The organism is Streptomyces sp. x-19, assembly GCF_046549115.1.
GTDB classification, from domain to species: Bacteria; Actinomycetota; Actinomycetes; order Streptomycetales; family Streptomycetaceae; genus Streptomyces; species Streptomyces albulus_C.
Genome location: NZ_JAJPWK010000038.1, coordinates 22,089 through 42,078, shown reverse-complemented (window position 1 = coordinate 42,078; position 19,990 = coordinate 22,089). Strand labels below are relative to the sequence as shown.

General features: G+C 69.3%; 18 protein-coding genes, 2 pseudogenes and 1 riboswitch. Of the genes and pseudogenes, 8 read left to right on the top strand and 12 right to left on the bottom strand.

Annotation, left to right across the window (positions count from 1 at the left end; all coding sequences use genetic code 11):
• Together ACLJT4_RS39530 and ACLJT4_RS39525 are read right to left on the bottom strand one after the other, a co-directional pair.
• Window positions 1–151, bottom strand: a pseudogene (locus ACLJT4_RS39530) (ATPase); the annotation flags it as partial.
• Window positions 148–288 (bottom strand): hypothetical protein, encoded by a 141-nt coding sequence (locus ACLJT4_RS39525; protein WP_411129888.1) that lies wholly within the window; start codon window positions 286–288, stop codon window positions 148–150. The pseudogene ACLJT4_RS39530 and the gene ACLJT4_RS39525, both read right to left, overlap by 4 nt.
• 827 nt (window positions 289–1,115) lie before the next feature.
• Here ACLJT4_RS39525 and ACLJT4_RS39520 point away from each other — a divergent pair.
• Window positions 1,116–2,123, top strand: a complete 1,008-nt coding sequence (locus tag ACLJT4_RS39520) for an XRE family transcriptional regulator (protein WP_411129890.1) — start codon at window positions 1,116–1,118, stop codon at window positions 2,121–2,123.
• On the opposite strand, the gene ACLJT4_RS39515 is transcribed toward ACLJT4_RS39520, so the two are convergent.
• From ACLJT4_RS39515 to ACLJT4_RS39505, 3 genes are all read right to left on the bottom strand, one after another.
• The gene (locus ACLJT4_RS39515; RefSeq protein ID WP_411129887.1) at window positions 2,107–2,901 is read right to left on the bottom strand and encodes an NUDIX domain-containing protein; all 795 of its coding nucleotides are present in this window, start codon (window positions 2,899–2,901) and stop codon (window positions 2,107–2,109) included. The two genes, ACLJT4_RS39520 and ACLJT4_RS39515, sit on opposite strands and share 17 nt — an antisense overlap.
• 402 nt (window positions 2,902–3,303) lie before the next feature.
• Window positions 3,304–4,479: an HNH endonuclease gene (locus tag ACLJT4_RS39510; RefSeq protein WP_411129886.1), complete on the bottom strand. Its 1,176-nt coding sequence runs from the start codon at window positions 4,477–4,479 to the stop codon at window positions 3,304–3,306.
• A 628-nt stretch (window positions 4,480–5,107) separates the two neighbouring features.
• Window positions 5,108–6,133 (bottom strand): DUF6907 domain-containing protein, encoded by a 1,026-nt coding sequence (locus tag ACLJT4_RS39505; RefSeq protein ID WP_411129885.1) that lies wholly within the window; start codon window positions 6,131–6,133, stop codon window positions 5,108–5,110.
• A 479-nt stretch (window positions 6,134–6,612) separates the two neighbouring features.
• Between ACLJT4_RS39505 and ACLJT4_RS39500 the strand changes: the two are divergent.
• Together ACLJT4_RS39500 and ACLJT4_RS39495 are read left to right on the top strand one after the other, a co-directional pair.
• A pseudogene (locus ACLJT4_RS39500) lies at window positions 6,613–7,014 on the top strand (DUF234 domain-containing protein); the annotation flags it as partial.
• 194 nt (window positions 7,015–7,208) lie between these two features.
• The gene (locus tag ACLJT4_RS39495) at window positions 7,209–8,015 is read left to right on the top strand and encodes a DUF6602 domain-containing protein (RefSeq protein ID WP_411129884.1); all 807 of its coding nucleotides are present in this window, start codon (window positions 7,209–7,211) and stop codon (window positions 8,013–8,015) included.
• A gap of 61 nt (window positions 8,016–8,076) precedes the next feature.
• On the opposite strand, the gene ACLJT4_RS39490 is transcribed toward ACLJT4_RS39495, so the two are convergent.
• Both ACLJT4_RS39490 and ACLJT4_RS39485 read right to left on the bottom strand, forming a co-directional pair.
• Window positions 8,077–9,198: a hypothetical protein gene (locus ACLJT4_RS39490; RefSeq protein ID WP_411129883.1), complete on the bottom strand. Its 1,122-nt coding sequence runs from the start codon at window positions 9,196–9,198 to the stop codon at window positions 8,077–8,079.
• A gap of 382 nt (window positions 9,199–9,580) precedes the next feature.
• Entirely contained in the window at window positions 9,581–9,952 is a 372-nt protein-coding gene (locus ACLJT4_RS39485) for a winged helix-turn-helix transcriptional regulator (protein WP_411129882.1), read from the bottom strand.
• An 83-nt stretch (window positions 9,953–10,035) separates the two neighbouring features.
• Between ACLJT4_RS39485 and ACLJT4_RS39480 the strand changes: the two genes are divergently transcribed.
• From ACLJT4_RS39480 to ACLJT4_RS39465, 4 genes are all read left to right on the top strand, one after another.
• Window positions 10,036–10,944, top strand: a complete 909-nt coding sequence (locus ACLJT4_RS39480) for an NAD(P)-dependent oxidoreductase (RefSeq protein ID WP_411129881.1) — start codon at window positions 10,036–10,038, stop codon at window positions 10,942–10,944.
• Window positions 10,945–11,090: 146 nt separating this feature from the next.
• Complete coding sequence (locus ACLJT4_RS39475; protein WP_411129880.1) at window positions 11,091–11,708, top strand: GNAT family N-acetyltransferase; 618 nt, start codon at window positions 11,091–11,093, stop codon at window positions 11,706–11,708.
• Window positions 11,709–12,091: 383 nt separating this feature from the next.
• Window positions 12,092–12,643, top strand: a complete 552-nt coding sequence (locus tag ACLJT4_RS39470) for a DoxX family protein (protein ID WP_411129879.1) — start codon at window positions 12,092–12,094, stop codon at window positions 12,641–12,643.
• Between the two features lie 106 nt (window positions 12,644–12,749).
• Window positions 12,750–13,250 carry a VOC family protein gene (locus ACLJT4_RS39465; protein WP_016574623.1) on the top strand — a complete coding sequence of 167 codons (501 nt, stop codon included), beginning with the start codon at window positions 12,750–12,752 and terminating at the stop codon, window positions 13,248–13,250.
• A 106-nt stretch (window positions 13,251–13,356) separates the two neighbouring features.
• On the opposite strand, the gene ACLJT4_RS39460 is transcribed toward ACLJT4_RS39465, so the two are convergent.
• The 5 genes from ACLJT4_RS39460 to ACLJT4_RS39440 form a co-directional block, all read right to left on the bottom strand.
• Complete coding sequence (locus ACLJT4_RS39460) at window positions 13,357–14,589, bottom strand: HoxN/HupN/NixA family nickel/cobalt transporter (RefSeq protein ID WP_411129889.1); 1,233 nt, start codon at window positions 14,587–14,589, stop codon at window positions 13,357–13,359.
• Window positions 14,587–14,801: riboswitch (cobalamin riboswitch) on the bottom strand. Its footprint overlaps the gene before it by 3 nt.
• A gap of 69 nt (window positions 14,802–14,870) precedes the next feature.
• Window positions 14,871–15,719 carry an alpha/beta fold hydrolase gene (locus ACLJT4_RS39455; RefSeq protein ID WP_411129878.1) on the bottom strand — a complete coding sequence of 283 codons (849 nt, stop codon included), beginning with the start codon at window positions 15,717–15,719 and terminating at the stop codon, window positions 14,871–14,873.
• Window positions 15,716–16,474: a MarR family winged helix-turn-helix transcriptional regulator gene (locus tag ACLJT4_RS39450; RefSeq protein ID WP_411129877.1), complete on the bottom strand. Its 759-nt coding sequence runs from the start codon at window positions 16,472–16,474 to the stop codon at window positions 15,716–15,718. The genes ACLJT4_RS39455 and ACLJT4_RS39450 overlap by 4 nt, the downstream gene beginning before the upstream one ends.
• A 142-nt stretch (window positions 16,475–16,616) precedes the next feature.
• Entirely contained in the window at window positions 16,617–17,273 is a 657-nt protein-coding gene (locus ACLJT4_RS39445) for a nucleoside/nucleotide kinase family protein (protein WP_411129876.1), read from the bottom strand.
• Between the two features lie 304 nt (window positions 17,274–17,577).
• Window positions 17,578–18,771, bottom strand: coding sequence for a methyltransferase (locus ACLJT4_RS39440; RefSeq protein ID WP_411129875.1), 1,194 nt, complete (start codon window positions 18,769–18,771; stop codon window positions 17,578–17,580).
• Window positions 18,772–19,025: 254 nt separating this feature from the next.
• Between ACLJT4_RS39440 and ACLJT4_RS39435 the strand changes: the two genes are divergently transcribed.
• Window positions 19,026–19,976 carry a universal stress protein gene (locus tag ACLJT4_RS39435; protein WP_411129874.1) on the top strand — a complete coding sequence of 317 codons (951 nt, stop codon included), beginning with the start codon at window positions 19,026–19,028 and terminating at the stop codon, window positions 19,974–19,976.
• The last annotated feature ends 14 nt before the right edge of the window (window positions 19,977–19,990 follow it).

The window sequence follows — 19,990 nt, the reverse complement described above, 5'->3', positions numbered from 1 at the left end:
CCGGCACGTCCAGGGCTGTCATGTACCGCAACTCCGGGCTGACGTGTGGGTCCCGGAAGTGCTCACGCAGGTCGAGCGTGAGATGCGCCGTCGGCGGTGCGTCGTGCAGGTAGCCGAACGAGATGACCGTGATGTCCACGGGCTTGCTCACGCGGCCTCCCCCCGCAGCGCCGCTACCTGCTGCCGGGCGTCCTCAGCACCGGCGCCGGCCTGGGCGGCCTGGTCCATGTGGTGCTGGCTCAGCGCGTCGAGCGCCGCGGCGGCTTCCTTCTCGAAGTCCTCGCTCATCGGGCACCGCCCCCGGCCTGCTGCGAGTCGGCCTGGCGGGCGCGGCGAAGGAACTCGTTCATCTGGTCCGAATCGCTGGACTTCGCAGCGATCAGGGATGCGAAACTGGGAAACACAGGACTGCCTCCAACTAGGTGGCCTGTGCGCGGGCCTCGGAGGGGCAACTCCGGGGCCCGCACCTTGTTGTGGTGCAGGTGGGCGGGAAATCTCCCGGCTCCCCACGCCCCGCCCGTACGGGCAGCCCAAGAGGGCGCTCGGACGGGCGGGGGAGGCAACCGGCCGCGGCTAGCCCGCGGTCGCTTGGAATGAATCACCTCCCGGGCCCGGTGCTGCTGGGCCGGAGGCGGCCCCATCGACCACCCGTGTGCAGGTGGCTGGGACGGCACGCTGTGGAGTTCTCAAAGAACGGACGCTTCCTTCAGAGCCGCTTCCGCGGGCACCTCCGGGCGCTGCACACCGGCTGCGAGATCCACCCGCCATCTGGTGCGCACCAGAAGGTTGGCATCTGGTGCGCACCAGAGTCAAGGGCTTCGCCGATTCGGCGGGCTGACGTCCGCCCCGGTGCACCTCCAGGAGACCCGTCCGGGCAGGGGTGCCGGTAGCCAACAAGGCTTAACTTCCTTACTGTTAACCCCTGTTGACCTGCGGTGATGTAAGGCATGCTGAGGAGGTCGGCGAGTGGATCTATCACCGGGCGGTGGCCTGTGAAGACAGGACTTCGGAGTGCGCGAATGGCGCGCGGCTGGTCTCAGGAGCGACTGGTGCGCGAGATCGAGCAGTACGCCCGACGGCACGTCACCGACGTTGCCTCGACCGCGAGTCTGCGGGTGTACGTGTCCGAGTGGGAGAACAGCAAGCGCAGCATCTCGGACCGCTACGCAGCGATCCTGCGGCAGATCCTCGGCGTCACGGACGGGGAGCTGAGGGGTAGTCCGGCCTCGGTGGCGCCGGCGATGGCCGACGGGTATGACGAACTGCTGAGCAGGATCGACTCAGCCAGCAGCGTCAGCGGATCCATGGTGAAGTCGTTCAACGAGCAGACCGAGCTGCTGCGCACCATGGACCGCCAGAGGGGCGCCTCCGGGCTGATTGATCAGATGACAGGGCATCTCTCCGCCCTTGAGGAGGCACTGAACTTCGCGGTGCTCCCGAGTGCACGCCGGCCCGTGGCGCTTGCGCTCGCCGGGGCTTCAACCCTGGCTGCATGGCAGGCGATTGACGCCGGAGCGGTCGAACGTGCCTGGCGGCACTATGAGCTCGCGAAGCGGGCCGCGCGCGATGCCGAGTCCCCGATGTACCTCGCCCACGCGATGGGAGAACAGGCGTACGTGCTGTGCGAGGCGGGTCGGCCTTCCCTGGGCCTTGATCTGGTCCGCGACGCGCAACGCTCTCTTGGCCAGGGCGGATCACCTCGCCTCCGGGCATGGCTGTACGCGGCCGAAGCTGAGCTGTGTGCCCATGCCGGCATGCCGGACGACTGCCGACGCGCGCTCGACGCAGCTGTGGCGAGCATTCCGCCCGGCCCCGAGGACCGGGACCCGGACATGCTGAGCATCTTCCTGAACGGCGGCCACCTTGCCCGGTGGCGCGGCAACGTCCTCGCGATGCTCGGCGATGACGACGCGGTGAGCAGCCTCTACGGCGCGCTAGAGATCGCGGACCCAACCTTTGTCCGCGCAAACGCCGGACTCCACACCGATATCGCACGAGCGCATCTGGCACGAGCCGAGTACGACGATGCGAACACGCACTTGCGGCAAGCCCGGCTGTTGGCGAGCCGCACCGGGTCGGTGCGGCAGCGCCGCCGCGTGGACTTGCTCAGCTCGCGGTTGTAGTGCCCTGCTTGCCCTTGCTCGCCAGGATGTGGAGCAGGGCGACGAGGGTGCCGGAGCCCATCAGCTCACCACGGGCCATCAGCCCCGGCACGTCGGTCAGCGGCACCCATTCAACGTGTCCCGCCTCTTCGAGATCGGTCGGGGAGCCCACTTGCTCAGCCCCATGCCCCACGTAGATCTCGTGGGGCGCATCGACCATGCCGACCATGGGTTGATAGGTGACGACGTGCTCCACTGACTTCGGTCGCCAGCCGGTCTCCTCCACGACTTCCCGCAGTGCTGTGTCCTTGGGGTCCTCTCCCTCGTCCACGATGCCTCCCGGGAGCTCCCACCCCCACTGCTGTGGGACGAACCGATACCGCCACAACATCAGTACGCGGTCTCGGTCGTCCAGGATCGCAGTGACCGCGACGTGTTGGAGTTTCACCACGTGATGCTCAAAGCGCTCGACGCCTGGCGGCTCCACATCCCAGAGCTGGAGCTTGACCCAACGGTTGTCGTAGAGGTCCCGCTCACCATGGATACGCCAGGGCTCCAGTCCTTCGGGGGGCTTGACGCTGACGCCCCCGGGCACCCGGTAAGAACTCCTGCCGTAGACCTCCAGGGCTCCTTCGGCCACGAGCCGGCCCAGTACCTGCCGAAGCGCGGTACGACGGATGCCTAGCTCCTTATCTTCTTCGAGCGCCCGCTCTGAGGGGATCTTGCTTCCGGGGGCGTACTCGCCCGAGGCGATCCGTTCCCGAATCACCTTGTATGCATTCGTCGTCCTCGGGCCCATCCGTGGAGCACTCTCCGTTCTCAGGTGGTGCGTACCAGGGTAATAGGCAAGGGACACAGTGCCTCCAGTCGTAGGTGGGGAGAATTCTCCGGGCGCCGTGCAAGACCAGCCGGAAGCACAGCCTCCGGTGAATACGCGAGAAAAGTTCGGCCGCCAAGCTCCGGACTCGATCAGTTGAGGATCCTCGATGTTGATCACGTCGCCGGCACGCGCAGGAGTCTGAGAATCTCACTGTTGACGCTGACGCGACGCCCGTTGGTCGGATTCGATGGATGCACGATCGCGGGAGGGCGGTCCATGCCTTCGCGATGTGCCGAAGCGGCCGGCGCCGCACCCCGAGCGCTCGGACGGGTTAGGTCGGGTCCCTGCTCTGCAAGGGGCTCGGGGCGAGCGCCGGCTGTCCTAGGCTCCCTCTGCACGTCCCGTGCGGCGCAGCCATTCGTTGTAGCGCCACGCGAGGGCATCCCGATGTGGCAGCTTCGGAAGGTTCAGCTTCGGGTGGCGGATACCCAGCTCTTCCAGGGTCGGCCCGCTCTGCCGGACCTCTGCAGTGAGTGTGTCGGGGTTGATGGCGAAGAGATGAGCATCGAAGGCCCGGTGGAGAGCAGCGTTCATGGGCAAGCCGTTCCGCGCGTCAGAGCTGCCACCATCGGCGTCGCCGCACAGATGCGCAGCTTCGACCATCTCCGGAACGCCGATGTCGGAGAGAGGGCAACGAGGGCCATACCGCTGGAAGACCTCAAGCTTGAAGCGCGCTTGGTCAGGCCTCGCGGTGACAGTTCCGCTTCGCCGGCGCCTCCGATTCCCTTGCAGCGAGAACGGTGTCTCCTCCGAGCGGTCGCGGTCGATGACGCGAGCGGGTGGAGTGTCCCCGAATCTCACGTAGAAGATGCTGCTCTCGTCTTCCCATCCTTCGACCCACGCAAGCTGCACACCGCGCAGATCGCCATGCTCAGTGATCACAAAGACGGGGAGCTTGAGCTGGGCCGCCGCCTTCGTCCCGTCGACCTCCCCCTTGTCGCGCCCAGGCTGACGGGTGACTGGGTAGTGGTAGATGACTCCGTCGTCATCCAGATCGTCGGGGTAGTGCTGTCCGGTGTGCTTGAGTCCGATCGCCACTCCGTCGGGGTGGATCTCCTTGGTTCGTGCCTTGTCTGTCCAGATCCCTCGGTAGTTTCCGTACGCACCCACCGATCGGACTGCGTCAGCGGTAACCAGCCCCGCCTCGTTCCTCCGCTGCAGCAGGTCTGTCCACACAGTCAGACGCCAATTGCGCTCTTCATCCACCGTCTTGGAGTGGGCGTCGAGCACGATGAACCCCGCGGCGCGCAGAGCCTTGTTCGTCGTCTCCCCATCCGAGAACTGATCGTTGGCGAGCACCCCGATGTCCGGGTACTGGTAGCCATAAGCGACGCCGGCGATCGTCTTGGCGTCGTAGAGACGACCGTTGCGCCTGACGTAGTACTGGGTGGGCGAACCGAAACCGTACTTCGCCCGGAACGCCTGGCCTCTCATCTCATCGAACTCAGCGAGAGCCTTTTCGACAGCTACAGCGCTGGTCAGGTCCTGAATCCTCACGTCCACCCCTAGGTATCTACTGCTCGGATGAGCCTAAAGAAGGGCGCTGACAACGGGGTTGAGCACCCCGGTGCGGTGCCGGGCGAAGGCCGAGGGCGATATGCGCGGCGGGTGGGGGAGGCCACTTCGTCCCTCGCGTGTGAGCTGTGGACGAGAGACGCTGGGGTGGCCACTCAGTTCTGACGGCAGCCGTTGACTGCAACGCCGACGGACGCCGCCGTACATGAGGCACCAGCGGTGCACTGCGATTTCGGTTGCGGGAGAGAGTCGCAAACGCCGATAGCACGCTTGATCGAACTTACAAAGCAGATGTCGGCGGTTCAAATCCGTCTGTGCCCACTGCGCTGACCAGTGCAAACGCAGTAGATGCCCTTCCGGAGAGTGATCCGGAAGGGCATTTTTGCGTCCCGGGGGACAGGCGGGGGGCGAAGAAGCAGCACTCGTCGTTTTGCTCGCGTGAGGGCTTATGGGGGCCGACGCGAGTGTCCCGGGGGCGTGACGGCACGGTGACCTCCCGGGGCCGTATCGGACATCATCCGATACGGCCCCGGCATGCGCGGCGGCAACCGTGGCGCCTCGCATTCCGGCCCCCAGGTGCCGCTGTTGAGTCGACCGGCCTTCCGGCAACTCAGGCGGCGTCTTGCCCCACCAGCCACGACGGCGGCTCGGGTGGTTCACCCGCCTGGCGAACTTCGGCGCCGCTCGGGACGGTCAGCTCCTGCTGCGTTTCATGCACCTCTGCGAGCAGATGCGTCACCAGCTCCTCCAAACGCGGCCCGGTGGTGTCCCTGGGGACGGTCACCCAGACCGGTCCGCCTTGCCGTGTGTCGCCGACGGCGTGTCCGTGGAAGCCCTTCGCGTGGCGTTCGCATTCGACGATCCGCACGTCGCAGTAGTCGACCAGTTCCTGCAGGGACGCCACGGCATCCGGTTCGGCGTACTCGCGCCCCTGCGCGATGAACTCGTTGAGGCGGGCGCGCAGTTGGTCGGCCTCCTCGAACGTCATGGATACGTAATGCCGCTTCTCGCTGTTACCGATGTCGAGACCGATCTGAGGGAGCCGGGCGTGCGGCAGGTGTTCCATGAACAGATCGAGCGACTCGGCCTCTCGCCCCCATTTCGTGCGGATCACGGGTTGGAGCTCCAGCTTCATGCTGTTCTCGGGCGCGGCATGGAAGTGGTCGACGAGGAGTCCGGTCGGGGTGTGCTTCTCCGCGTCCCGGTACTGGCACCAGGGCGGGCAGGGGGCGACGAGTTCGAGCGGGTGAGTTGCCGGCGCGTAGTGGTCGACAGACTCGGTCGCGCCGTCGAGGACGACGGTGTTGTACCGGTGCCTGAGACCGCGCAACTGCAACGCGAAATGCTCCAGGCCGGCGATGAACGAGCCCAGGGCGGCGCTGTCCAACTCGGACGTGCCGTCGGTGGCGGAGAGCCAGAGCCGGGGCGCCTCGCCGCCCGCCTCCTCGGCGTGGCCGAGACCGACCTGCACGGACAGCAGCGGGACTTCGATGCTCGGGCTTGCTCCTTCCGCGGGCATCAGGCGCACGGGGGTGCTGACGTGGCTTCCTGTCGCCTCAGCGTGCGGATCGCGTGCGCACCAGTTGGGGCACTCGTGCTCAGCAGGGCGCAGGGGCAGGACAGTTGCGGCGGACATGATGTCTCCTTTGATGGGAGCGACTTCCTGTCCAGCAGAATCGACCCCGCCCGTGGGGGCTCGGCCCTACACTCGCAAACCGGCTATACGGCCCGTTCAACAGCGTCAGGCTGGGGCCCCGGTGACATGGTCGAGCGCCCTCCGGGGCGCCCATGTCAGCGACGTTCTCCCCTTCGCCGATGCCTGGTGTGGCCCACTGTGGGGAGGGAGCGCCTGACCGCCGAGCTATGTGCCCGCAAGGTCGAAACGGCAGCATTCGATTGCTTGCATAAAAGGAAGTGTCATCAAGGCAACTTTCCTGTGTACCTGCAAGCTGTGCGAGGCAGTGCAACATGAACGGATTCATCGGATGCCAAACTGAGCTCGGCCTGCTGGACGACCTGCTCCATCCCGTGAAGACCGGCGGGCGCAGCGGACGGCCGGTACCTGCGGTACTGATCCGCGGGCGCCGCCGCGTCGGCAAGTCCCGGCTGGTGGAGGAAGTGGAGCTGCTCACCACCCGTCGCATGGTCGCCGCTGATCTGCCCCTGTCCACCAGGCCCAGCCGCGAGATCCGCTATCGCATCGATGACCCCTACCTGCGCTTCTGGCTCTCCTTCATCGGTCCCGGCATCCCCGCCGTCGAACGCGGTCGGGGTGACCGCGTCCTCGACTCCATCCGCGCCAGTTGGACATCCTGGCGCGGCCGGGCCATCGAACCCGTCATCCGTGAAGCACTCTGGCGCCTGGCCGACGACCGGCTTCCCGAAGACACCCACGTCGTCGGCGGCCACTGGACCCGCACCAACGACCCGGAGATCGACCTCGTCGGTGTGGACTGCTCGCCCATCGCCAAGAAGATCACCTTCGCCGGTTCAATCAAGTGGCTGGAGAACAAACCCTGCAGGGCAGCCACCAGCCGTATTTCGGATCCGACCTCCGTGGGACGCACCAGCCTCACGCGCGCGCAGTGAAGTTTTCGCCTGACCCGGTCCGTATTCGATACGCCTCAGACCGACTCGGACATACCCGACAGGTGGATTCAAGCTGTGACCGGCGCTGTAATCCACCCTCCAGGAGCCCCTAAGATCCATGCATGGCCCAAGATAAGCTCGGCAAGATCCTCGGTTCAGTAGCAAAGAGAATGCGTGCCGATTTTGAGCAATCGCAGAATTTCAATCATAATGGCGAGGCTGGGACGTCACGCGAAGTACTCATTCACGAATTCCTTTCCGGTTACCTGCCGGCTCATGTTGAGGCGGTTCACAATGTGGAAGTTATTTCAGCGAACGGCGATGTCTCGCCGCAGTCCGACATTGTTTTGATTGATCGCGGGACGCCGCCGTTCACGACCCTCAACGGCTTTCGGATCATTCCCAATGAATGTGTATACGGGATGGTCGAAGTCAAGACGAAGCTGGACGGAGATCAGCTCACCGACGCCTGTAACAAGATCAGCAAGATGCGCGGGATGCCGAAGACGGCATACCGGCCAATTTCTGGGACGATTCCTCGCTCCACCAAGGCCTACGGTAAGACGCACGACTACTTTCCCACATCGGGCATGATCGTTGCTTTCGACAGCCTGAAGCTGGAAACGATCGGTACCCATCTCGTTAACTGGTGCCGGACTCGCAATCCCATCGCGTGGCCAGACAGTGTATGGGTGGCAGGCAAGGGGCATCTGCAGTGGGGAGACGCTCGCACTGGTTCACTCTTCAGGTCCCCGGTGGCAGGTGCCTCACTCTTTCAGATCGACGCCGATCCAGAGCAAGACATCCTTCTCCCGCTAGCGCTTCACCTCAACGTCCATTTCTCCGATGCCTGGATGAATCCGCTCGACCTCAACCCCTATTCCGGGGCCACGCCGTTGGGGCAACTCTCGGGGCAGTGGACGATTTAGGTGCGACTCCGCGCAAACTCCTCTCTGTCGCCAGCGGCGTGGCGACAGAGAGGCCATCACGCTACTGGGCGGTTGTGGGGACGACCGCTCCGACGAAGCTGCCATCGTCCGCGCGGTAGGCCACCTCGACGTCATACCGATCGAGCAGGGCGTACATGTCGGCAGGAGGAGCGGCCGGCAACAGGATGACGCGCTTGGGTTCCCCGTGATGCCCTGGCGTCTTGACGTACCGGCTGTAGTCCAGGACCTGCCCGAGGGCCATACGTACGTCCTCTCGGGAATTCGACCCCTTCGCCTCATAGAGCACGTGATCCGTTGCGTCGTACAAGTCGGTACGGAGCGTTGAGGTAAGGCCCTTCACCTTGATTTGGAACGCGCCGATCTGGTGCCCGAAAGATTCCAAGTGAGCCTTGTACGCCTGGGTCAATTCGGCCTCATGCCGCACGGCGACGGTGGCGGCAGAGGCAGCACGCACACTCAGCTTGGTGCCGAAGGCCTCAGGGACGACAAACGTGCCGCTGGTCTCCGCGTTGGGGGCTGCCCTCCGCGCAGAACTCACCTTGCGCACGCGCTGCTTCGGAACCGGCAGAGCACCGCTGGTCGCCGGGTCTGACTGGAACATCGCCGCAGTGACCGGCCGGAAGGGCACGAACTCAGCCGTAGTCTCCCCGGCGGCAGGGATCACGTCTTGCTCGGAGCGCTCAACAGCACCTTCTTGGCGCAGGCGGAACACAATGACATTGCGCTCGTGGCCGTCCTTGTCATGGACCTTGCGCCACACATAGGGCTCCATGCCGTCCAGCGTGAACGTCCCGAGGTATCGGTGCGTCTTTGTATCGCTTCCGGGCAGCTTCCCTACGCGCGTGAACACGCGAAGCACCCGATCCTGCTCTGCGTGCCGCAGAATCGCCCTGTTCCCTGACCCGGTGACACCATCGAACGTCTGGTCGCCGGACTTGCCAGCACCGGTGTACTCGAAGACAGGGCCCAGTTCGTCTTCCTCGGCCAACCAACCGTCGTAGTAGCCGTTCTGCTCGCCGACGTCGGGGTCCGAGTAGAGGTTGACGCTGTGCATGTCCTCGGAGGGGCAGATCCCTCCCTGCGGGCTTCCCCCGAACGCTGCACGGATCTCCGTGCGTGTGCGGATGTCTCCGGGGTTGATCACTGCAAGGCTGGTGGTCATGGGCTGACCTTAGGCCACTGCACTGACAGTCCCGCCCTGAACTGCTTACGTTGCCAACCGGCCAGCCCCGGGGCTGTTTACGCGCTCTCTTCTAGGGTCGCTGGCGCCCCCACATGACATCAACGACGGCGGGCACGCGCGGATCAGAGCGGTGCCCGACGGAGTGAGAACGCCAGCTATGGCGCGGCGGATTGAAGCCTTGGTCGAACTTACACAGCAGAGGCAGAGGTCGGCGTTCTGCGAACGGTCCGGCCGCTCTGCGCGCAGAGCCGTTCCCGCGATCGGAGTTCGCTGAGAGTCCATCTGCACACGTCCACGAGGCGGCCCCCTCCACATGGTCCTCAAGGGCGGCGCGCACGTGCGGGGTTGGTGGTCGGGGCGTTTACCCGTGTGGGGCCTCGGCCACGTCGACCGCCGCGAAGCCTTCGCGGCGCATCCGCTCGGTCCCCCAAGCGCCGAGCGGGCCGAGCGCTTGATTGAGCGTGCGCCCGTGCTCAGTTAGGGAGTACTCCACCCGCGGAGGCACCTCGGCATACACCTCTCGGTGCACGAGACCGTCCTCCGCCATCTCGCGCAGGTGCTGCGTCAGCATCTTCTCGCTCACTCCCCGCAGACCGCGACGGAGTTCGGCGAAGCGGCGTACGCGATGGGCGTCGAGTTCCCAGAGGATCAGTCCCTTCCACTTGCCGCTCACCACGTCGAGTGCAGCGTCGATGCCGCAGATGTAAGGCCCGCATCTCGGTGCCTTCGCCATCACTGATCCCCTTACGGAAAGGTAAGTACCGCAGCAAATAGTAGGTACTTCCGAGAATAGTGACGCTCTCCGAGCATGGAGGGGTGAACGAACAACAGGACGACACCATCAGGCAGGACAGCACGGTCACCGTGATCGGGCTCGGCCCGATGGGCCAGGCGATGACCCGCACCCTCCTCGCCGCCGGCCACCCGGTCACCGTCTGGAACCGCACCGCCCGTCGGGCCGACGGCGTCGTCGCCGACGGAGCAACGCTCGCGGCGACACCCGGCGAAGCGGTCGAAGCGAGTGACCTCGTGATCCTCAGCCTCACCGACTACCAGGCGATGTACGACATCCTCGACAGCGCCACCGCATCGCTCGCAGGCCGGACGCTGGTCAACCTGAGCTCTGATACCCCCGACGGCTCACGCGAGGCGGCAACCTGGGCAGCGGGCCACGACGCCGCCTTCCTCACCGGAGGCGTCATGGTCCCCGCGCCGATGGTCGGCACGGCGGCGGCCTACGTCTACTACAGCGGCCGTGCCCACGTGCTGGAGCGCCACCGGGCGGCGTTGGCGCTACTGGGAACACCAAGGCATCTGGGCGAAGATCCGGGCCTCGCCCAGATGATGTACCAAGCCCAACTCGCGGTGTTCCTCACCACCTTGTCCGGACTGATGCACGCCACCGCGATGCTGGGGACCGCAGGGATGAAGGCCAAGGAAGTGCTGCCGGAGTTGCTCTCCTTGACCGACTCGATCGGTGACATGGTGAGGGCGGGTGAAGAGAGCCCCGGCACCGCGCTTGATGCCGGAGAGCATCCCGGTGACCTCAGCACGGTCACCATGATGGGCGCCACGTCCGACCACATCGTCGAGACCAGCACGTCACTCGGCCTCGACCTCGCGCTCCCCCTGGCCGTGCAAGCCCACTACCGGCGCGCGATCGAGAACGAGCACGGCAGCGACAACTGGACCCGCATCATCGACGGCATCCGAGGACCGCGCTGACCGATGCGGGACCGAGGAACACCCGCCCGGCCGCGACTCCGAGCAGTACGTCGAAGTGGTTTTCCGGGTTACGCGGTCCGGTCCTGGAGCGTCGCCGCCTGCGAGGATGGCGGGCGCATCGGGGAGAGCGTCGGAGGGGGCATCAGATGACGCAGCAGGGGGCCGTCGTGGTGGAGGGCATGGACGGATCGGCCGCAGGGCGGGCCGAGTTCGCGTTCAGGGTGATCTATGGCGAAGCGTTCGCCGAGCCTCCCTACGGCGAGACCGAGGACGACGTCGCCGCCGCCTTCCGCCGTTTTCCCTCCCAGGTCCGCAAGCCCGCCTTCCGCGCCGCCTTGGCGCGCGGCGAGGGCGGCGAGCCGGTCGGCATGGCGTACGGCCACCCGCTCGCCGCCGACACGGGCTGGTGGGACGAGCTGACCGAACCGGTGCCCGAGGAGGTGCGGCGGGAGGACGGCCGCCGCACCTTCGGGCTGAGGGAACTCGCCGTGCGCGGACCGTGGCGGGGTCGGGGCGTCGCGCGGCGTCTGCACGCCACGCTGCTCGACGGCGTTCAGGCCGAGCGGGTGCTGCTGAACGTCCACCCGGGCAGCGAAGCGGCGGCGGCCGCCTACCGGGCGTGGGGATACCGCAAGGTCGGCGAGGCGCGGCCGTGGGGAACGGGCGCCACCCTCCATGACGTGATGCTGCTCGATCTGGGCAGGTCCGGGGGCATGTCGGCGCATCGCGGCGGCGCAGTGCGGCGGTGGGGGAGTCGACCGTGACGTTGTCGGCGCCGACGGCCGTACCGATGTCTCCCGAGGCCGGTCCGGCCCCGATCTCAAGGCCCTGTTGAAGGCCCAGGGCGTGGTGTGCCTCGTCCACCGGACCGTCGGTGGTTTCGCCGGTTTTCCCCTGACCGGTTGATCAGCCCGGCGGGCCGCTGCGGTGGGCAGCGGCTGCTTTCCTCGGCCCCCGATCCGTTCGGATCGGGGGCCTTTGGTGTTTCTGGGGGGATGTGTAGGGTGGGAATGACTTGAACTTTCAAGTAAATTGTTGAGGGAGTGCTCGGCCGGCGATGCGATCGGCCGGTCCGTCGCGCGGTGCAGTGGATGCGTCGCGCGGTGCGGTCGCTCCGGCACACGATGCAGAGGAATGAGTTTTTGTCATGACAACCCCCCACAGCATGTCCGGTCTCGATCGGCTCGGCGGCGCGGCGCGGAACGCCCCCTCTCCGCACGGCTACGCCGTCGGCCTGCTCCTGCTGCGGCTCGTCCTCGGGCTGACCATGGCGGCGCACGGCAGCCAGAAGCTGTTCGGCTGGTTCGGCGGTCCGGGGCTCGACGGGACCGGCAAGTTCTTCGAGGCGAGCGGCTACCCGGCGGGCAAGGTGATGGCCGTGTGCGCCGGCCTCACCGAGACGCTGGGCGGGCTCGGGCTGGTGCTCGGCCTGCTGACGCCGCTCGCCGGCGCGGCGGTGGTCGGCACGATGATCAATGCGTTGGCGGTGAAGTGGGGCGGCGGCTTCTTCGCGCCCGAGGGCGTGGAGTACGAGCTGCTGCTCGCCACCGGCGCGGCCGCGCTGGCGCTGACCGGGCCCGGCCGCTACGCCGTCGACCGCTTCCTGCCGGGCCTGCGCGCGCATCGGCTGGCCTACGGGGCGGGGGCGCTCGTCCTGAGCGTGGTGCTCGCGGCGGCCACGCTGCTGATCCGGAAGTGACGCGGGGGGCCGCCGGGGCACGGGGGCGGTCCGGGCCGTGGCGGCGGGCAACGACGGGGGAACGGCGGGGGAGCGACGTGCGGCGTGACGGAAGAGTGGAGGCGTGATGGCGGTTCGGCGGCTGAACCATGCGGTGTTGTACATCCGCGAGGTGGCACGGTCGGTGGCGTTCTACACCGAGGTGCTGGGGTTCACGGTGGACGTGGAGATTCCGGGGCGGGCGGCCTTCCTGAGCGCGCCCGGTTCGGACAACGACCACGACCTGGGCCTGTTCGCGGTGGGCCCCGATGCCCCGGGGCCGGAGAACGGCCGGATCGGGCTCTACCACCTGGCCTGGGAGGTCGGGACCCTCGGTGACCTCGCGGCGATCGCGGCGCGGCTGCGGGAGCGGGGCGCGCTGGTCGGCGCCACCGACCACCTGGTCTCGAAGTCGCTCTACGCCCGGGACCCGGACGGCAACGAGTTCGAGGTGATGTGGCGGGTGCCCCGGGCGGACTGGCCGGGCGCGGACGAGGCGGACCGGCTGCGGCCGCTCGACCTGGCGGCGGCGCTGGAGCGCTGGGGCCCGGACCTGCTGACCGGCGCGGCGGCCGGCTCGGCCACCTGAGGCGCGGCCCGCACGCGCACCGACCGCGTGGCGCGACCTTCCCCCACGGGCAGTGGGGACGGCCGCACCACGCGGTCGTGGCGTTCCGCCGGTGCGGGGGCCGGGACTAGGGGGCGTCGGGCCCCTGTGCGCGGGGCGCCGGGAGGGCGTCCGCGGTGGCCGGCGGGTCCTGGGCGCGGGCGGCCCAGCGCTTCTCGACGCCGCCCAGCCGCCAGTACGCCAGCGCCGCCGCCCACACCACGACGAACAGGCCGACGATGAGGAAGCCCACGTTGTTCAGGTCGAGCGAGGAGATCCCGCCGGTGAGCGGGTCGTCGAGGCCGAGCTTGTCGTGCAGGACGGTCACCAGCTCGATGGTGCCGATGAGGAACGCGACCGCGATCGACAGCCCGGTGATGGTGAGGTTGTAGTAGACCTTGCGCACCGGGTTGGCGAACGCCCACTGGTACGCGAAGTTCATGAACGTGCCGTCGAGGGTGTCGAACAGGCTCATCCCGGCGGCGAACAGCAGCGGCAGGCAGAGGATCGCGTACCAGGGCAGGCCCGCCGCGGCGCCGCTGCCCGCCATCACCATCAGCGTCACCTCGGTCGCGGTGTCGAAGCCGATCCCGAAGAGGAAGCCCAGCGGGTACATCTGGCCGGGGCGGCTGATGGACTTGGTGAGCCGACCCAGGATGCGGTTCATGAAGCCGCGGGAATCCAACTGGGCTTCCAGCTCCCGTTCGTCGTACGTGCCGGCCCGCATCGCCCGGAACACCTTCAGGATGCCGAGCAGGGCGACCAGGTTGAGGGCGGCGATGAGGTACAGGAAGGTGCCGGAGACGGTCGTGCCGACGAGGCCGAGCGTCTGGTGCGCGCGGGAGCCGTCGCTCATCAGCGTGCCGGCGAGTTGGGCGCCGCCCGCCACCAGCGCGGCCATCACGACCACCACGCTGGAGTGGCCGAGGGCGAACCAGAAGCCCACCGAGACGGGCCGCTTGCCGTCGGCCATCAGCTTGCGGGTGGTGTTGTCGATCGCCGCGATGTGGTCGGCGTCGAAGGCGTGCCGCATGCCCAGGGTGTAGGCGGTGATGCCGAGCCCGGCACCGAACACCTGGCTGCCGACGGTGTAGTGGCCCGGCACGACCAGGAGGAAGAGCACGCCGAAGGCGACGACGTGCAGTGCCGCGATCACGGACATCAGACCCGCGGTGCGGACCGTGTCGCGACGTTGCCAGCGGAACGACCCGGGGGAGCCGGGTATGCCGAGGAGGGGGGACTTGCGGGACGAAGGGGAATCGTCCGGGGTATCAGTGGACAGGGCCATCCGGCCATCACGCTCCAGCACCTCGTGGATGATCTCGTGAGATGCCGTGGCCGGTCTCCTGGCTTACGGGTGCCCGCGTCCGCCCCGCCTTCCCGGCCGCAGGCTGCGGTCAGTGGCGCCGTGCGCGCGCTGGGCGCGCACGCAGAGGGGCGGAAACTCCCCGATCACAGTGGCGAGGGCCGCGCCGGCTTCGGACACGAGGTCCAGCACCGGTCTTCCCGAGCACCACGGCCCGGTCACTGTAGCGGGCACCGGTGAGAACCGGCCACGCCCGGTGGCCGGTGCGGGCCGCCACCGGGTGCCGGCGGCTCGGATCACAGGGCCAGGGCGGAGAGGAACGCGTGCAGTTCGTGGTCGAAGAGCGGGGTGTTCTCCAAGTTGACCAGGTGACCTGCGGCGGGCACGCGTATCCGGCGGGCGCCGGGGACAGCCAGCGCTATGGCGTGGGCGTTCGCCGAGATGTCGGAGGAGTCGAGGTCGCCGTCGAGGACGGTGGTCGGCACCCGGATCTCGCCCAGGCGGTCGAAGGCGCCGACCTCCAGGGGCATGCCCGCGCCCGCACCGTCGGCGTGCACCTCGACATTGGCGGACGCGGAGGCGCGCATCCGCTCCCGGAAGCCGGGGTGCACGACGGACGGCGTGCGGTGCGGCCCGTCCACCCACATCCGCAGGAAGTGCTCCACGAACCGCTCGACGCCGTCCGGTGCGTCGAGCGCGGCGACCTGCTCCCGGATGTGCTCCAGCAGGAAGGGGTCGGTGAAGGCGCGACCGCTGATGCCGGGGGAGGCGAGGAAGAGGGCCGTGACCCGGTCGGGGTGGGCGAGCGCGGTGTCCAGCGCCACCCGGGCGCCGTGCGAGAGGCCGACGAGGACGGCGCTCGGTATGTCGAGTGCGTCCAGCAGGGTCACCAGGTCGTCGTGGTTGGCCCAGTCGCCGGCCACCGTGGAGGACAGGCCGTGGCCGCGGAAGTCGTAGCGGACCACCCGCAGCCCGGAGTTGACCAGCCAGGCGAACTGCTCGTCCCACATGTGCTGGTCGAGCATCCCGTCGTGCAGGAGCACCACCGCGGGGCCGGAGCCGGCCGACTCGTAGAACAGCTCGCCGTCGTCGACCGGCACCGTGTCGTTGTCGATCTCGGACCATGCCTGGAAGTCGTGGGTCATTCTGCGGGCCGTTCTGTGCGCGTGGGGCGGTCGGTCGGACGGGTGGGCGCCGCTGGTCGGTGACCCGTTCGAGACGGTATGGGGACCTGTGCGGTGACCGGGGCGGCGGTGTCCCGCACTTCGGGATCGCCGCTTTCCTCCGGGGGAACGCGCGAGCCGTCCGCCAAGTGCCGGAATTCCTCACCGATCCGGTCCAGTACCCGCAGCGCCGTGCGGACCTCCTCGGCGGACAGGTCGGCGAGCCCGCGGCGGAGTTCCCCCGCCTCGGCTTCCTGGACCCCGCGCATCATCGCCGTGCCCTCGTCGGTGAGCCGGATCAGCGACGAGCGGCGGTGCGCGGGGTTGGCGGTCGTCACGACCAGACCCAGCTCCGCCGCGTGGTTCACCCAGCGCTGCACCGGCTGGCGGTCCAGGTCGAGGGAGCGCGCCAACTGAGGCACGGTGCGCGGGCCGTGGGTGCGCAGCGCGTCGAGGAGGGTGCGTTCGCCGGCGGTCAGGCCGGTGCCGTCAAGCGTGCGCTCCGCCGCGCGCACGATCGTCCGTTGCAGCGGCCGCAGCCGCCGGATGACGTCGTACAGCAACTCCTCGGCGGTCTCCGCACCCCCGCGCGCATCCCCTTGTGCGGATTCCCCTGCGACTTCCCCGGCTTCTTCTCCGCCTTCTCCGACTTCCTGGGCTGCTTCAGCCTCTTCGGCTTCTCCTGCTACGGCCGCCGCGGAGTCCGCTGCGGTGTCCCGCCCCGCGTCCCGCCCCATGGCCCCCTCCACGCCCCGTTCCCCTTCCCCCAGATGACATCCTTGCTGTCATGATGACATCCACGATGTCATTTCGGAAGGGGTGTTGAGGCACCGGCACCGGTCGGTGAAGTGCCGTGCGGCGGGGCGGAGTCGGGCGGGGTCAGTCGTCCAGCGGGGGCGGCGCCTCGTCGTCGGTGAAGGAGACGACGAGGTCGGCGCGGGGGCGGGTGGCCGCCACCAGGCGGGCGTTGGCCTCGTCGGAGGTGCGGACGAAGTCCTCGGCGTCGACCCGTAGGCGGCCGAACCGCTCGTGCCGGTCGATCAGCCGGTGCACCCGCTCCTGGGTGTCCAGTTCGATGTACCACGCCTCGTCGAGTAGTTCGCGGATCCGTGCCCAGGGGTCGGAGTGCAGCAGGAGGTAGTTGCCCTCGGTGATGACGAGCGGGATGTGCGGCGCCACCGGGATGCTGCCGGCGACCGGCTCCTCGATGCGGCGGTCGAAGGCGGGCGCGTAGACGGGCGTGCCGGGTTCCGGGGAGCGCAGCCGGGTCAGCAGGGCGGCGTAGCCGGCCGGGTCGAAGGTGTCCGGCGCGCCCTTGCGGTCCGTGCGGTCCAGGCGGCGCAACTCCGCCTCGGCGAGGTGGAAGCCGTCCATCGGCACGAGCACGGCCTGGCCGGTCAGCTCCGCCGCGAGTCGGACGGCGAGGGTGGACTTTCCGGCGCCCGGCGGCCCGGCTATGCCGAGCAGCCGGCGCCGGCCGGGCGTCGCCGAAGCGGCGAGCCGGCGGGCCCGGGCCACGAGGTCGTCGAGGTTCATGATGGGTCCATCGTGCCTGATGGGCGGGGGTGCTCGCCGGGTGGTCGGGGAGGCCGGGCGGCCGGCGTCCGATTCCGCCCGGTGTGCGGCCGGCGGCATCGCCGGTGTGCCCCTCTTCGCCCTCGGTCTGCCTCCCCGGCCCGCCCCACGGCGGCGTCCGCGGGCCGACGTCGAACGCGCCCGCGCCGCCACCCGGGGCCCGGGCCCTGCTGGCCGTGGGGCAACAACGGCGGGCGGAAGGGGCGGAGTTCGGGTGCGGTCGGCCCGGTGCCGCGGGGTGGGCGCTCCTGTGGGCGCTGTCCTGTCAGCCCGCCGCGCCCAGCCGCCACAAGGAGGTGACCTCCGCGGCCCGGGCCACGTGGAGCGGGTCGGCGGTGTCCTGGGCGCGCGGGTGGCGGGGGGCGATGTCGAGCCGGTCCAGGACGGTCAGGCCGCCCTCGGCGAACGCGTCGAGGAGTTCGGCGTGCGGCCGCAGGCCGAGGTGTTCGGCGAGGTCGGAGAGGATCAGCCAGCCCTCGCCGCCCGGGGTCAGGTGGTCGGCGAGCCCGCCCAGGAAGCCGTGCAGCATCCGGTTGCCGGGGTCGTAGACCGCGTGCTCCACGGGGGAGGTCGGTTTGGCGGGGACCCACGGGGGGTTGCACACGACGAGCGGGGCGCGGCCGGCCGGGAAGAGGTCGGCCTCGACGACCTCCACCTGGTCCGCGACGCCCAACCGGGCGGTGTTCTCCCGGGCGCAGGCCAGGGCGCGCGGGTCCTGGTCGGTGGCGATCACCCGTCGCACGCCGCGGCGCGCCAGCACCGAGGCCAGCACGCCGGTGCCGGTGCCGATGTCGAAGGCCAGCTCCCGGGCGGGCAGCGGGGCCTCGGCGACCAGGTCGACGTACTCGCCGCGGGCGGGGGAGAAGACGCCGTAGTGGGGGTGGATCCGGTCGCCGCCGAGGGCCGGGATCTCCACGCCCTTGCGGCGCCATTCGTTGGCGCCGATCACGCCGAGCAGTTCCCGCAGGGCCACCAGGACGGCGGTGCCGGCGGTGCCGGCGGTGCCGGTGGTGTCGGTGGCGGTGTCGGCGGGCGGCCCGGCCACCTCCTGCGGCGGGCCGAAGGCCCGGGCGCACGCCTCGCGGACGTCGGGGGCGCGGTGCAGCGGCACGGCCAGCTCCGCGTCCAGGGGGACCAGCAGCATGCCGAGGACGCGGGCGCGCTGGTTCTGGGCGGCGCGGTGCAGGTGGAACGCCTGGGTGACGTCGGCGGGCGGCGTCTTGCGCGGCCGGCGGTCGACCCGGCGGGCCAGCGCGGTCAGGAGCTGGCGGGCGTTGTGGAAGTCGCCGCGCCACAGCAGCGCGGTGCCCTCGCAGGCGAGCCGGTACGCCTCGTCGGCCCGGGTACGGTCGTCCGCGACGACGATCCGGCGGGGTGGCCGGGCGCCGTTCTCGGAACGCCAACGGGCGGTACGGACCTGGTCGTCCTCGGTCCATTCGACGACCGGGGGGTGGTTCACCGCGAGTGCCTCGTGTCAGTGGTTCGGATCCGCGCCGGAGCGGGGGAGGGGCGCGGTGGGGACGTTCGACTCTACTCGGTGCCGGCGCCGGGACCTTCGTCCCTGTGCGCTCCGTCGGCGCCGGGGCAGGATGGGGCGTACGGCGGCGTAAGCGGACGCACTCGGGTGTACTCGTACGTACCGATGCTTAGCCAGGCGCACCGAGACATAACAAGACGTACGCGGTCCTCAACGGTTCATGGGTGGAGGCATGTATGGGCACCTCGCCGGTCATCGTCGGTGTGGACGGGTCCCCGGACAGCGAGCGGGCGTTGCGCTGGGCGGCGGACGCGGCCCGGGCGCGGTCGGCGCCGCTGCGCGTCGTGCACGTGTGGCCGTACGCCACCGCCGAGCGGGCCGCGGCCGGTGAACGGGGCGGCGACGCGGTGCTGGCGGGTTTCGCGGACCGGCCGTTCCTGAGCGCGCTGCCGGAGGTGGAGTTCCGGGCGCTCAGCGGACTGGCCGACACCCTGCTGCCCGCGCTCGGCGCCGAGGGGCAGCTGCTCGTGCTGGGCTCGCGCGGCCGCGGCGGGTTCGCCAGCCTGCTGCTCGGCTCCAACGGCCTGGCCTGCGCCGCCCGGTCCGCCTGCCCGGTCGTGGTGGTGCCGCGCCCGGACCGCGCCGGCACCGAACGGGGGCCGGACGGCGAGGCGGTGCCGCCGGCCGACCGACAGGTGACCCTGGGTGTGGACGCCGCCTCCGACGAGCCCGCGGCGATCGGCTTCGCGTTCGCCGAGGCCGAGCGCCGGGGCGCCCGCCTCCGGGTCGTCTCGGGCTACACCTGGCCGATGCTGCTGCCGCCCGCCTTCGAGTACGCGGCGGTCTACGAGTCCACGCAGCCGGAGTACGAGGACGCGCTCGGCCTTCAGCTGGCGGACGCGCTCGCCCCGCACCGGGCGCGCCACCCCGGGGTGGAGATGGCGGTGCAGTTGCGGGCCGAGGACGCCGCGGGGCAGTTGGTGGCCGCGTCCGTGCGGAGCGATCTGCTGGTGGTGGCCCGGCACCGGCGGCGGTTGCCGGTCGGCCCGCGGCTGGGGTCGGTGGCGCACGCGGTGCTGCTGCACGCGGTCTGCCCGGTCGCGGTGGTGCCCGAGACCCCGGCCGACGACGCCGACGCGGAGGGCGGCGGTGCGGAGGGCGGCGGCGCGGAGGGTAGCGGCGCGTAGGCCGCTTCCGGGGG

Coding starts and splice junctions, on each gene's coding strand:
- ACLJT4_RS39525 (WP_411129888.1), bottom strand. CDS start 288: ATGAGCGAGGACTTCGAGAAGGAAGCCGCCGCGGCGCTCGACGCGCTG.
- ACLJT4_RS39515 (WP_411129887.1), bottom strand. CDS start 2,901: ATGGGCCCGAGGACGACGAATGCATACAAGGTGATTCGGGAACGGATC.
- ACLJT4_RS39505 (WP_411129885.1), bottom strand. CDS start 6,133: ATGTCCGCCGCAACTGTCCTGCCCCTGCGCCCTGCTGAGCACGAGTGC.
- ACLJT4_RS39495 (WP_411129884.1), top strand. CDS start 7,209: ATGGCCCAAGATAAGCTCGGCAAGATCCTCGGTTCAGTAGCAAAGAGA.
- ACLJT4_RS39490 (WP_411129883.1), bottom strand. CDS start 9,198: ATGACCACCAGCCTTGCAGTGATCAACCCCGGAGACATCCGCACACGC.
- ACLJT4_RS39485 (WP_411129882.1), bottom strand. CDS start 9,952: ATGGCGAAGGCACCGAGATGCGGGCCTTACATCTGCGGCATCGACGCT.
- ACLJT4_RS39475 (WP_411129880.1), top strand. CDS start 11,091: ATGACGCAGCAGGGGGCCGTCGTGGTGGAGGGCATGGACGGATCGGCC.
- ACLJT4_RS39470 (WP_411129879.1), top strand. CDS start 12,092: ATGACAACCCCCCACAGCATGTCCGGTCTCGATCGGCTCGGCGGCGCG.
- ACLJT4_RS39465 (WP_016574623.1), top strand. CDS start 12,750: ATGGCGGTTCGGCGGCTGAACCATGCGGTGTTGTACATCCGCGAGGTG.
- ACLJT4_RS39455 (WP_411129878.1), bottom strand. CDS start 15,719: ATGACCCACGACTTCCAGGCATGGTCCGAGATCGACAACGACACGGTG.
- ACLJT4_RS39450 (WP_411129877.1), bottom strand. CDS start 16,474: ATGGGGCGGGACGCGGGGCGGGACACCGCAGCGGACTCCGCGGCGGCC.
- ACLJT4_RS39445 (WP_411129876.1), bottom strand. CDS start 17,273: ATGAACCTCGACGACCTCGTGGCCCGGGCCCGCCGGCTCGCCGCTTCG.
- ACLJT4_RS39435 (WP_411129874.1), top strand. CDS start 19,026: ATGGGCACCTCGCCGGTCATCGTCGGTGTGGACGGGTCCCCGGACAGC.